An 11,604-nucleotide genomic window follows, 5' to 3' on the forward strand; every position below is an offset into this window, starting at 1 on the left:
GTGGTACTGATGCACTGCGCGTTGCACCGAGTGGCTTCAGGCCGCGGCGGGGGCCTCGCGTTCGGTGACCAGGCCCAGGGCATCGTCGAAGATCGACAGGCCTGCGCCCTCGCGGTGGGCGTTCTCGGAGAGATGACGGCGGAACTTGCGCCCGCCCGGCTGGCCCTGGAAGAGCCCCAGCAGGTGGCGGGTGAGGTGGTTGAGCCTGGCGCCCTCGTCGAGGCGGCGGGCGATATAGGGGCGCAGGGCGCGGGCCGCGCCGTGGCGGCTCTGTGCCGGCCCCGGCATGCCGTAGAGGGCCTGGTCGATGCCGGCCAGCAGCCAGGGATTCTGGTAGGCCTCGCGGCCGACCATCACGCTGTCGACGAATGCGAGCTGCTCGCGGCAGGCGTCGAGCGTCTTCAGCCCGCCGTTGATGCCGATATGCAGTTCGGGACGGCTGGCCTTCAGGCGATGCACCCGGGGGTAGTTGAGCGGCGGTACGTCGCGGTTTTCCTTGGGGGAGAGCCCCTCGAGCCAGGCCTTGCGCGCATGCACGATGAAGGTGTCGCAGCCGGCGTCGGCGACGATATCGATGAAGCGCGAAAGATCGGCGTCCTCGTCCTGATCATCGATGCCGATGCGGCACTTGACGGTGACCGGGATCGACACCGCCGCGCGCATGGCGCGCACCGCGGCGGCGACCTTCTCCGGGTGGCCCATCAGGCAGGCGCCGATCAGGTTGTTCTGCACCCGGTCACTGGGGCAGCCGACGTTGAGGTTGACCTCGTCATAGCCCCATTCCTCGGCGATGGCCGCGCACTCGGCCAGCTCGCCGGCGTCGCTGCCGCCCAGCTGCAGGGCGAGCGGATGCTCCACCGCATCGAAGCCGAGGAAGCGCTCCCGCGGGCTGCCGTGGAGGATGGCGCCGGTGGTCACCATCTCGGTGTAGAGCAGGGCGTGGCGCGTCAGGGTCCGGGCGAAGGCGCGGTAATCGCGGGTCGTCCAGTCCATCATCGGGGCCACGGAGAAGGTACGATCGAGTGTCATCGGCATCACGGAGGTCGGGCGTGGAGGAGAGCATATGGTATCAGCCCGCCGTCGTCAGGCCGAGGGGTGGACGACGCCGGCCACCTGCGGTGGTAGCCTGAAGGCTGATGAGACTGGCGGGAGAGAGCCGATGACAAGGGCGCTGTGCGCGGTAGTTCCGTTGCTGCTGGTGATGCTGCTGGCCGGCTGCAGCGGTGGCGAGGAGGAGCCGGTGGCGGGCGAGCCTGCCGAGACGAGCCCCGCCGCAACGAGTGCCGCCGAGAGCCCCGAGCCGTCGGCCGTGCCCGAGGCACCCGAGGTGCCGCCCTTCGACCAGCCGGTAGCGATCGAGCTCACCCCCCGGCTGGGCAGCGATCGGCGCCTGACGGTGGAGGGCGAGACCAACCTGCCCGAGGCGACCCGCCTGCAGGTCATCGTCGAGCGGGAGGTCAGCGGAGTGCGCTGGCGCGAACGCGTGTCGGTGGAGGCGGGCGGTTTCGTGGCCGGGCCCTTCGGCCCCGGCAGCGGGCTACCGGATGGTGGCTATCGTGTCACCGTCGACGTGCAGGAGGGCAGCGTTCAGCCACGCTCGGTGCGCGACCGGCTGGGCGAGGAGAACGAGCATCTCGACGGGCCCCTGGTACAGCAGTCCCGACATGGCCTGGGGCAGGTGGCCAGCTACAGCCAGCGCTTCCTGGTGGGCAGCGAGACGCGTCGCACCCATGACCGAGTGGAAGTGCTGCGGGTCGAGTAGGCGCCTGCCCAGAGGGGGCAGCTAGCGAATCACGGCTGGAGCACCCCGGGATGCCAGCGCGCCAGCAGCTTGCCCAGCAGCAGGGTGTCTGAGGTGTAGCCGGAGGGGGACTCGGCGTCGGGGCGAGCGAAGCGCAGGGCGCCGTCGGTGGCCTGGGTGACATGGCGTACCCGGTGCTCGCCCTCCTGCTGGATCAGGTAGAGGCCGGCGCGGCGAAAGATCTCGGTGGGCGCCACGGCGACCAGGTCGCCGGGGGCGAGGAAGTCGAAGGGCTCATCGGGGGCCGGGGTCACCAGGAAGCAGTCGCCCTCCCACTCCAGTTCGGGCACCAGTTCGAAGGGCAGGTCGATGCGCCCCGCGTGGCGGTCATGCCAGGGTGCCGGCGGATGGCGCCGCAGATAGAGAGGGGCGGCTCGGCCGCTGCCGTCACCCTCCAGCAGGCGGGAGAGCGGGCACTCCAGGGCTCGGGCCAGAGCGACCAGGCGCTCATGGCCGATCTGCTTGATGGCGCCGGACTCCCAGTAGGAGATGGTGACGTCCGAGACTCCAACCCGGCGTGCCAGGGAGGCCTTGTTGAGCTTGGCTTCCTCGCGTAGCGCCTTGATCCGCGGACCTAGTGAGTGCATGTCTCCATCCTGTCGACGTTCGTGAGGTTCTTTGATGACCCGCGATGATCTGCGATCACCGCGGCCTGTGCAATAGCGCGCAGCCAACGCTGCGTCAGCGTTGGCTACCAGGCGACCGGCTCGCCGGCCCAGTCGTAGAAGCTACCGCTCTCCTCGGGGGTGCGTTCGCCCAGCACGGCGAGCAGCCGCTCGGCGACGAAGGCCGGGGTGAACAGCTTCTCCTTGGGCACCCGGGCTTGGAAGGGCGCCGACAGCGCGGTGTCGGTGGTGCCGGGATGCAGGCAGACCACCGTGCTGTCGCGATTGAGGCGGCGCAGTTCCACCGCGGCGGCGCGCATCAGCATGTTATGGGCCGCCTTGCTGGCGCGATAGGCGTACCAGCCCCCCAGGCGGTTGTCCTCGATGGAGCCCACCCTCGCCGAGAGGCTGGCCACCAGCGTAGGGTGGCGTCCCTTGAAGGCGGGCTGCAGCACCTGGAGCAGCATCGCCGGCAGGGTGGCGTTGATCTCGAACAGGCGGGCGAGGGCCGCCGGCTCGAGGTCATCGAGGCGCTTCTCCGGGTGGATCCCGCGGGCCTCGTCGTGGAGCATGCCGATGGTGTTGAACAGCAGGTGCAGTGGCGCCCCCTCGAGGTGGGCGGCCAACGCGATACGCTGCTGCGAATCGTCCAGGGCGAGGGCGAGGCCCTCGAAGCGGGGATCGTCGCGGTGCGGTGCCCGACGCCCGACGCCGATCACCCTCCCGGGCCGGGGGCTCGCCAGCAGGGCGTCGATCACGGCGCCGCCGATGCCGCCGCCGGCGCCGGTGATCACGGCGGTGAAGCCGTCAGGCAGTTGTGCAAGCATCGCGCTCTCCTTGGCAGTTGACCAGACATTGACCCCGGTCAGGCCGGATGATTCCCGGCCACGGCTGCCGAGGCGTCGGCAGGTGCGTATAATGCCGCCATCCATCCACCATCGGACCCGGGACACCGCAACGCCATGACCGTACGCACGCGTATCGCGCCATCACCGACCGGCGACCCCCACGTCGGCACCGCCTACATCGCCCTGTTCAACCTGTGCTTCGCCCGTCAGCACGGCGGCCAGTTCATCCTGCGCATCGAGGATACCGACCGGGTGCGCTCGACCCCGGAGTCGGAGCAGATGATCCTCGACTCGCTGCGCTGGCTGGGGCTGGAATGGGACGAGGGGCCCGACGTGGGTGGCCCCCACGGTCCCTACCGCCAGAGTGAACGCGGCGATATCTACGCCGAGTATGCCCGCCAGCTGATCGAGGCCGGTCACGCCTTCAGGTGCTACCGCACCAGCGAGGAGCTGGACGAGCTGCGCGAGGCACGCAAGGCCGCGGGCATGCACCTGGCGCTCAAGTCCGCCGACCTGGCGTTGCCCGCCGACGAGCAGGCGCGTCGCGAGAAGGAAGGTTGGCCGCATGTGGTGCGCATGCAGGTGCCGGCGAGCGGCACCTGTGTCGTCCAGGACATGCTGCGCGGCACCATCGAGGTGGACTGGGCCCAGGTCGATGCCCAGATCCTGCTCAAGTCCGACGGCATGCCCACCTACCACCTGGCCAACGTGGTGGATGACCACCTGATGGGCATCACCCACGTGCTGCGCGGCGAGGAGTGGATCAACTCGGCGCCCAAACACCAGCTGCTCTATGAGTATTTCGGCTGGGAGATGCCCGAGCTCTGCCATATGCCGCTGCTGCGCAACCCCGACAAGTCCAAGCTCTCCAAGCGCAAGAACCCGACCTCCATCAACTACTACCGGCGCATGGGCTACCTGCCCCAGGCGGTGACCAACTACCTGGGTCGCATGGGCTGGTCGATGCCCGACGAGCGCGAGAAGTTCAGCCTCGACGAGATGATGGCCCACTTCGATATCCAGCGGGTCTCGCTGGGCGGGCCGGTCTTCGACCTGGAGAAGCTCACCTGGCTCAATGGCCTCTATATCCGCGAGGAGCTCGACGACGAGGGCTTCCTCAAGGCGCTGATGGAGTGGGCCTTCAACGAGTCCTACGTCAAGCAGATCCTGCCCCAGGTGCGCCCGCGGGTGGAGACCCTCTCCGAGGTGGTGCCGCTGGCCGGGCACTTCTTCTCGGGCCTGCCGCGGATCACCGAGGAGAGCTTCGACGGCGTCAAGCTGGGCCGCGAGGACCTGCTCAGGCTGCTGCAGTTCCTGGTGTGGCGCCTCGAGGCGGTACCCGCCTGGCACAAGGAGGCGCTGCTCGCCGAGGTCAAGGCGCTGGCGGCGCACTTCGAGCTCAAGATGAAGGACTTCCTGGCACCGGTGTTCATCGCCGTCACCGGGTCCAGCGCCAGCACCTCGGTGATGGATGCCATGGCGATCCTGGGCTCCGACATGACCCGGGCCCGTCTGCGCCACGCCATCGAGGTGCTGGGCGGCGTCTCCAAGAAGCAGGCCAAGCGCTTCGAGAAGGAGTACCGGGAGCTCTGAAAAAGAGTTGACGAAGCCGGGGCGTATCAGTAACATACGCCTCGTCTTCACGGCACGTTGGGGCCTTAGCTCAGCTGGGAGAGCGCAACACTGGCAGTGTTGAGGTCAGCGGTTCGATCCCGCTAGGCTCCACCAAATCGTGCATCACGTGAAGGTCACGTCCCATTCGTCTAGTGGCCTAGGACACCGCCCTTTCACGGCGGTAACAGGGGTTCGAACCCCCTATGGGACGCCATATTCTTTCAGAAAGGGCACCCCTTCGCGGGTGCCCTTTCTGTTCCCCGGCGGTACCCCTGGCGCATGCTGCCAGCGTTGACATTTCTCACGTTATACCCCCTCCCTGACGCCGATTTTGAGGCGATTTCCGCTTGACTTGTCCACCCTGCGTGGTTCTGGGCGCTTGTCTGTGCACAGGTCGGCCGCAGAGCCCCGTGGTGCCTGGGCTTTCATTAAAACCCTTTTAAAACAATAAGTTAAATAAGGTCAAAAAATGATCAATCTAAGCGCAGGCCGCTGCTCATGGCGATTGTGAGACCTTTTCGAGAGGTTTTGAACAGGGTTATCCACAGAATGTGTGGAAAACGCCAAGGCGGTGGAAAAGCGGCCTCGCAGCGGCCCTCCCGGGCCGCTGCTCGAGGGGGTCAGTCGGGCTTCACGGCGCGCAGGCGACGCAGCAGCGAAGAGGTGTCCCAGCGGCCGCCGCCCATCACCTGGACGTCGGCATAGAACTGATCCACCAGGGCGGTCACCGGCAGGCGTGCCTGGAGTCGACGCGCCTGCTCGAGGCAGATGCCGAGGTCCTTGCGCATCCAGTCCACGGCGAAGCCGTGCTCGTACTCATCATCGATCATGGTCCCGTGGCGGTTCTCCATCTGCCAGGAGCCGGCGGCCCCCTTGCTGATGACGTCCACTACCCGCTGGCGGTCGAGGCCGGCCTGCTCGGCGAAGTGCAGCCCCTCGGCCAGGCCCTGGACCAGGCCGGCGATGCAGATCTGGTTGACCATCTTGGTCAGCTGGCCGCTGCCGGCGGGTCCCATCAGCGTCACGGCGCGGCCGTAGTGGCCGAGCACCGGCTCGATGCGGGCGAAGTCGGCGTCATCGCCGCCGCACATGATGGTCAGGGCGCCGTTCTCTGCGCCCTGCTGGCCACCGGAGACGGGGGCATCCACGAAGCCGATGCCGCGTTCGCGACAGGCGGCGTCGAGTTCCTCGGCGAGATCGGCGGATGCGGTGGTGTGGTCGACCAGCAGGCTGCCCTCGGCCATGCCGGAGAGGGCGCCCTGCTCGCCGGTGGTGACCTGGCGCACGTCATCGTCGTTGCCCACGCACACCAGCACCAGGTCGGCGCCGCTGGCGGCCTCGCTGGGTGTGGGGTGGTGGCTGCCGCCGAACTCCTTGACCCAGGCCTCGGCGCGGGACTCGGTGCGGTTGAAGACGCGCACGTCGAGGCCGGCGCGGACCAGGTGACCGGCCATGGGGTAGCCCATGACGCCCAGGCCGATAAAGGCGACGGTGGAGATGCTGTTGCTCATGGTGGCTCGCTCCTTGCTGAAGTGAGGAGGTGGGGAGGCGGTAGTAGGGTATCGAAAGTGGGGGCTCGGTAGCAGAGGGCGCGATGGGCAGTTCGGTCCAGGCAGCAGAAAGCCGCCCGCAGGCGGCTTTCATGAGCGTGGCACGTGCGGCCTCAGGCCGCGTCTGCCGACCTCACTTGGTCGGGTAGTCGCGCTGGTCGTGGCCGGTATAGAGCTGGCGCGGGCGACCGATCTTGTAGCTGTCGCTGAGCATCTCGTTCCAGTGGGAGATCCAGCCGATGGTGCGGGACACGGCGAAGATCACCGTGAACATGTTCTTGGGGATGCCCATGGCCTTGAGGATGATGCCGGAGTAGAAGTCGACGTTCGGATAGAGCTTGCGCTCGATGAAGTACTCGTCCTCCAGGGCGATCTGCTCCAGGCGCTTGGCGATCTTCAGCTGCGGGTCGTCGGCGAGGCCCAGTTCGGCCAGCACCTCGTCGCAGGTCTCCTTCATCACCTTGGCGCGCGGGTCGAAGTTGCGGTAGACGCGGTGGCCGAAGCCCATCAGCTTGAACGGGTCTTCCTTGTCCTTGGCCTTGTCGACGAAGCGCTGGATGTTCTCCTCGGAGTCGTCGCCGATCTCGTCGAGCATGTTCAGCACCGCCTCGTTGGCACCGCCGTGAGCCGGGCCCCACAGGGCCGCGATGCCGGCGCTGATGCAGGCGAAGGGGTTGGCGCCGGTGGAGCCCGCCAGTCGCACCGTGGAGGTGGAGGCGTTCTGCTCGTGGTCCGCGTGGAGCATGAAGATGCGGTCCATGGCCTTGGCGTAGACCGGGTTGATCCGGTACTCCTCGCAGGGATTGCTGAACATCATGTAGAGGAAGTTCTCTGCATAGCTCAGGTCGTTGCGCGGGTAGTTGAACGGCTGGCCCACGTTGTACTTGTAGGACATCGCGGCGATGGTCGGCATCTTGGCGATCAGGCGGATGGCGCTGATCTCGCGGTCCTCCTGCACGTTGATGTCCATGTGGTCGTGGTAGAAGGCAGCCAGGCCACCGACCACGCCGCACAGGATCGACATCGGGTGGGCATCGCGACGGAAGCCCTTGAAGAAGTTGTTGATCTGGTCATGGACCATGGTGTGGTTGCTGATCCGCGACTCGAAGTCGGCGTACTGCGCATCATTGGGCAGCTCGCCGAACAGCAGCAGGTAGCATAGCTCGACGAAGTTGGATTCCTTGGCGAGCTGGTCGATGGGGTAGCCGCGGTGCAGCAGGACGCCCTTGCCGCCATCGATGTAGGTGATGGCCGACTGGCAGGAGGAGGTGGCCATGAAACCGGGGTCATAGGTGAACAGGCCCTCGGCGCCGAGTCCGCGGACGTCGATCACGTCGGGGCCCAGGGAGCCCGAGTAGACGGGCAGTTCGATCGTCTTGTCCAGGCCGTCAACCGTCAGCGTCGCTTTCCTGTCAGCCATGGAAGGCCTCCTCTCGAGTTCGTGATAGGGCGATAAGTCATTCATTCTTTGGCGTCTTCGCAGGGGGGTGCCGGCGAAAAAGGTTCGCCCACTATAGAAGCGTCCCAGCGATTGTCAATTAGCCCATGGCGAGCGCCATCGTGTACGCGAATATTCTTGACGTAAAGGACTTGTCCAACAAATGGTGCAAAGCACCATCGTGGCGCGGTCTCCCGGCCACTTCCGCCACCGCGCAGGCCAAAAGGGCGCGCGCAGGCTTTGCACCATGGTCTAGTCGGGGCTTGCCCGGTTTGTCATGGGGCGGGCGGGCCCCTATAATCCACCCCGCGCGACTGGCAGGTACCGCCGGCCTTGCCGCCCCCCGGCAACGGTCGATGCCTTCCCGAAACCACCGCCCGTCCGGAGCCTTTTCAAGCTTCCCATGCGGGCCATAGAGAGTGTGTAGAGAGCCGTGAATAGCAAACGACCCGTAAACCTGGATCTGTCCACGATACAGTTTCCGCTACCCGCCCTGACGTCGATCGCTCACCGCATCACCGGCGTCATTCTTTTCATCGGCCTGATCTTCGCCTTCTGGGCCCTGAGCACCTCGCTCTCCTCGCCCGCCGGCTTCGTGGCCGTGAGCGATGCCCTGGCGAATAACTTCCTGGCCAAGCTGGTCGCCTGGGGGCTGCTGTCTGCCCTGGCCTTCCACTTCGTGGCCGGCATCAAGCACCTGCTGATGGACATGGATATCGGCGTGACCCTCGAGGGCGGCCACAAGAAGGCGCAGATCACCGTGGTGGTGAGCGCCGTACTGATCATTCTGGCGGGAGTCTGGGTATGGTAACCAACGTCACGAACCTTGGCCGCAGCGGCCTCTCCGACTGGCTGATCCAGCGAGTCTCCGCCGTTGTCATGGCGGTCTATACGCTCTTCATCGTTCTCTACCTGCTGTTCAACCCGAATCTCGACTACGCGACCTGGAGCGGCCTGTTCGCTCAGACCTGGATGCGCATCTTCTCGCTGCTGGCCTTCGTCTCTCTGGCGGGCCACGCCTGGGTGGGGCTGTGGACCGTGACCACCGACTACCTCAAGCCGACCGCCATCCGCGTGACCGTTCAACTTCTTGTCATCCTGGCCATCTTTGCCTTCCTGGTCTGGGGCATTCAGATTCTGTGGGGAGCCTGATTCATGTCCAACATGCGTAGCCTGACCTTCGACGCCATCATCATCGGCGGTGGTGGTGCCGGCCTGCGGGCCGCCCTGGAGCTTGCCAAGTCCGGCAAGAAGACCGCGGTACTCTCCAAGGTCTTTCCGACCCGCTCGCACACCGTGTCTGCCCAGGGTGGCATCACCTGTGCCATCGCCTCCGCCGACCCCGACGACGACTGGCGCTGGCACATGTACGACACCGTCAAGGGCGGTGACTATATCGCCGACCAGGACGCCGCTGAATACATGTGCTCCGAGGGGCCCAAGGCCGTCTTCGAACTCGAGCATATGGGCCTGCCGTTCTCGCGCTTCGACAACGGCCGCATCTACCAGCGTCCGTTCGGTGGCCAGTCCAAGGACTTCGGCACCGGCGGCCAGGCGGCGCGCACCTGTGCGGCGGCCGACCGTACCGGTCATGCCCTGCTGCACACGCTTTACCAGAACAATCTGAAGAACAACACCACCTTCCTGAACGAGTGGTACGCCGTCGATCTGGTCAAGAACGCCAACGGTGACGTGGTGGGCTGCATCGCCATGGATATCGAGACCGGCGAAGTGGTGCACGTCAAGTCCAAGGCGACCGTGCTGGCCACCGGTGGCTCCGGGCGTATCTACGCCTCCACCACCAATGCCCTGATCAACACCGGTGATGGCATCGGCATGGCGCTGCGTGCCGGCTTCCCGATGCAGGACATGGAGATGTGGCAGTTCCACCCCACCGGCATCTACGGCGCGGGCACCCTGGTGACCGAGGGCTGTCGCGGCGAGGGTGGCTACCTGGTCAACAAGGATGGCGAGCGTTTCATGGAGCGCTATGCACCCAACGCCAAGGACCTGGCCGGCCGCGACGTGGTCGCGCGCTCCATGGTCATGGAGATCCTCGAGGGGCGTGGCTGTGGCGAGCACGGCGACCACGTCTTCCTCAAGCTGGATCACCTGGGCGAGGAAGTCCTCGGCAAGCGCCTGCCCGGCATCGTCGAGCTCTCCAAGACCTTCGCCCACGTCGATCCGGCCAAGGAGCCGATCCCGGTGGTGCCGACCTGTCACTACATGATGGGGGGTGTGCCGACCAACGTGCATGGCCAGGCCATCATGCGGGGTGAAGACGGCAAGGACCAGATCGTCAACGGCCTGTTCGCCTGTGGCGAGGCGGCCTGCGTCTCGGTCCACGGCGCCAACCGCTTGGGCGGCAACTCGCTGCTCGACCTGGTGGTGTTCGGCCGCGCGGCGGGCATGTTCATCGAGGGCGCGCTGAACGAGGGCATCGACTACCTCGACGCCTCCGAGTCCGATGTCGAGACCGCGATGAAGCGCATCACGCGCTGGAACGAGTCCGAGGGCGGCGAGACCGTGCCGGAGCTCAAGCGTGAGCTGCAGGCCATCATGCAGAACTCCTTCGGCGTGTTCCGCGAGGAAGAGAACATGCAGAAGGGCGTCAAGCAGCTGGCCGAGCTGCGTGGCCGCATCGCCAACGCCTATCTGCCCGACAAGTCCAACGCCTTCAACACCGCCCGCGTCGAGGCCCTCGAGCTGGACAACCTGATGGAAGTGGCCGAGGCCACCGCCATCGCCGCGCTCGAGCGCAAGGAGAGCCGTGGCGCCCACTCTCGCTACGACTACCCGGACCGTGACGACGTCAACTGGCTGAAGCACTCGCTCTACTTCCCGGCCGACAAGACGGTCGGTCAGCGCGATGTCAACTTCAAGCCCAGGACCGTCGACACCTTCGAGCCGAAAGTCCGTACCTACTAATTCAGCAAATACGAGGGTGAGCCACGATGCTTCAGGTATCCATCTACCGCTACAATCCGGAGACCGACTCCGCGCCCTACATGCAGGAGTTCCAGGTCGACACCCAGGGGCGTGACGTCATGGTGCTCGACGTCCTGCACATGATGAAGGAACAGGACAACGGCCTGGCCTTCCGTCGCAGCTGCCGCGAGGGCGTGTGCGGTTCCGACGGCATGAACATGAACGGCAAGAACGGCCTGGCCTGCATCACCCCGCTCTCCGAGGTGGTGAAGGGCAACAAGCTTACGCTGCGCCCGCTGCCTGGCCTGCCGGTGATCCGCGACCTGGTGGTCGACATGGGGCTGTTCTATCAGCAGTACGAGCGCATCCAGCCCTACCTGCAGAACGATGAGCCGGCGCCGGCCATCGAGCGCCTGCAGTCACCGGAGGATCGCGACAAGCTCGACGGCCTCTATGAGTGCATCCTGTGCGCCTGCTGCTCCACCTCCTGCCCGTCGTTCTGGTGGAACCCGGACAAGTTCGTGGGTCCGGCCGGTCTGCTGCAGTCCTACCGCTTCCTGGTGGACTCCCGCGATACCGCCACCAGCGAGCGCCTGTCCGAGCTTGAGGATCCGTTCAGCGTGTTCCGCTGCCGCGGCATCATGAACTGCGTGGCGGTGTGCCCCAAGGGTCTCAACCCCACCCGTGCGATCGGCAAGATCCGCGAGATGCTGCTGGCCGACGGCACCTGAGTCGATGGCACTTAAATCGTGTCCCGCGGCTTGGTATCATATGCCTCAGTCCATCGCCTGCGACCCTGGGTCGCGGGCGGTAGGGACAC

The 11,604-nt window shown here is 66.0% G+C and carries 11 protein-coding genes and 2 tRNA genes; 8 read left to right on the top strand and 5 right to left on the bottom strand.

The window, feature by feature from the left end:
- Positions 1-36: 36 nt before the first annotated feature.
- Positions 37-1,029 (bottom strand): tRNA dihydrouridine(20/20a) synthase DusA, encoded by a 993-nt coding sequence (gene dusA, locus RAN53_RS11275; RefSeq protein ID WP_305796914.1) that lies wholly within the window; start codon positions 1,027-1,029, stop codon positions 37-39.
- 130 nt (positions 1,030-1,159) lie between these two features.
- On the opposite strand from dusA, the gene RAN53_RS11280 reads away from it, so the two are divergent.
- Complete coding sequence (locus RAN53_RS11280; protein ID WP_305796915.1) at positions 1,160-1,762, top strand: hypothetical protein; 603 nt, start codon at positions 1,160-1,162, stop codon at positions 1,760-1,762.
- A 29-nt stretch (positions 1,763-1,791) separates the two neighbouring features.
- Here the strand turns inward: RAN53_RS11280 and RAN53_RS11285 are convergent, their stop codons facing one another.
- Entirely contained in the window at positions 1,792-2,388 is a 597-nt protein-coding gene (locus RAN53_RS11285; protein WP_305796916.1) for a helix-turn-helix domain-containing protein, read from the bottom strand.
- A 104-nt stretch (positions 2,389-2,492) separates the two neighbouring features.
- On the bottom strand, positions 2,493-3,233 hold the full coding sequence (locus tag RAN53_RS11290) for an SDR family NAD(P)-dependent oxidoreductase (protein ID WP_305796917.1): 741 nt from the start codon (positions 3,231-3,233) through the stop codon (positions 2,493-2,495).
- A gap of 135 nt (positions 3,234-3,368) precedes the next feature.
- Between RAN53_RS11290 and gltX the strand changes: the two genes are divergently transcribed.
- The 3 genes from gltX (at position 3,369) to RAN53_RS11305 (ending at position 5,082) form a co-directional block, all read left to right on the top strand.
- A complete protein-coding gene (gene gltX / locus RAN53_RS11295) occupies positions 3,369-4,847 on the top strand; it encodes a glutamate--tRNA ligase (protein ID WP_305796918.1) in 1,479 nt (492 codons plus the stop codon).
- 59 nt (positions 4,848-4,906) lie between these two features.
- A tRNA-Ala gene (locus RAN53_RS11300) sits at positions 4,907-4,982 on the top strand.
- A gap of 24 nt (positions 4,983-5,006) precedes the next feature.
- Positions 5,007-5,082 (top strand) — tRNA-Glu (locus RAN53_RS11305).
- A 406-nt stretch (positions 5,083-5,488) separates the two neighbouring features.
- On the opposite strand, the gene RAN53_RS11310 is transcribed toward RAN53_RS11305, so the two are convergent.
- The gene (locus tag RAN53_RS11310) at positions 5,489-6,379 is read right to left on the bottom strand and encodes an NAD(P)-dependent oxidoreductase (RefSeq protein ID WP_305796919.1); all 891 of its coding nucleotides are present in this window, start codon (positions 6,377-6,379) and stop codon (positions 5,489-5,491) included.
- 172 nt (positions 6,380-6,551) lie between these two features.
- Complete coding sequence (gene gltA, locus RAN53_RS11315; protein WP_305796920.1) at positions 6,552-7,838, bottom strand: citrate synthase; 1,287 nt, start codon at positions 7,836-7,838, stop codon at positions 6,552-6,554.
- A gap of 451 nt (positions 7,839-8,289) precedes the next feature.
- Between gltA and sdhC the strand changes: the two genes are divergently transcribed.
- Genes sdhC through RAN53_RS11335 form a run of 4 tightly spaced genes read left to right on the top strand, consistent with a single transcriptional unit; the run spans position 8,290 to position 11,515 of the window.
- Positions 8,290-8,667 (top strand): succinate dehydrogenase, cytochrome b556 subunit, encoded by a 378-nt coding sequence (gene sdhC / locus RAN53_RS11320; RefSeq protein WP_305796921.1) that lies wholly within the window; start codon positions 8,290-8,292, stop codon positions 8,665-8,667.
- Positions 8,661-9,008, top strand: coding sequence for a succinate dehydrogenase, hydrophobic membrane anchor protein (gene sdhD, locus RAN53_RS11325; protein WP_305796922.1), 348 nt, complete (start codon positions 8,661-8,663; stop codon positions 9,006-9,008). Before sdhC ends, sdhD begins: the two co-directional genes overlap by 7 nt.
- A gap of 3 nt (positions 9,009-9,011) precedes the next feature.
- Entirely contained in the window at positions 9,012-10,784 is a 1,773-nt protein-coding gene (gene sdhA / locus RAN53_RS11330) for a succinate dehydrogenase flavoprotein subunit (protein ID WP_305796923.1), read from the top strand.
- 26 nt (positions 10,785-10,810) lie between these two features.
- Entirely contained in the window at positions 10,811-11,515 is a 705-nt protein-coding gene (locus RAN53_RS11335) for a succinate dehydrogenase iron-sulfur subunit (protein ID WP_305796924.1), read from the top strand.
- The last annotated feature ends 89 nt before the right edge of the window (positions 11,516-11,604 follow it).

Source organism: Halomonas sp. SSL-5, from assembly GCF_030708455.1.
In the GTDB taxonomy this organism is placed as follows: Bacteria; Pseudomonadota; Gammaproteobacteria; order Pseudomonadales; family Halomonadaceae; genus Halomonas.